This window comes from Aquimarina addita, from assembly GCF_039539305.1.
In the GTDB taxonomy this organism is placed as follows: Bacteria; Bacteroidota; Bacteroidia; order Flavobacteriales; family Flavobacteriaceae; genus Aquimarina; species Aquimarina addita.
Window position 1 is genome coordinate 1 of the sequence record NZ_BAABCW010000088.1, and the last position, 513, is coordinate 513.

The 513-nt window shown below is 36.1% G+C and carries 1 protein-coding gene; it reads left to right on the forward strand.

The window, feature by feature from the left end:
• Window positions 1–513: carbohydrate-binding protein (locus tag ABD816_RS22275; RefSeq protein ID WP_344931131.1), on the forward strand; the 513-nt coding region annotated here is incomplete at both ends.

Genomic DNA, 513 nt, shown 5'->3' on the forward strand with positions numbered 1-513 from the left:
TATCTAATTTTACGGTTAAAATTGGAGACGGAAACGGTAACTGGGTATTTAGTAAAACATATACCACTACTCCAAATCCATCTATGACTATTGATGCTGAGGGTGTTTTGGGTAGAACTGTTAGAATCATCACAAATACTACAGAACCTTTATCACTAGCAGAAGTTGAAGTCTATGGAGATATCGAATGTGCTAGTTTTTCAGCTATACAAGCTGAAAGTTATAACAATATGAATGGAATTGTTAAAGAATCTACTAATGATTCTTCTGGAAACCAACATGTAGGTTTTGTAAATAATGGTGATTGGGCTAAGTATAATTCAATTGACCTTACTTGTGCTACTTCAATCCAAGCTCGTGTATCAAGTAAAAACAATGGAGGAACTATTCAAGTAAGGCTTGGAGCTGCTTCTGGGCAATTAATAGGGACTATTAATGTGCCAAGCACAAATTCATGGAGTTCTTGGACAACAGTAAGTACGGATATTACGCCTGTAAGTGGCAATCAGAATG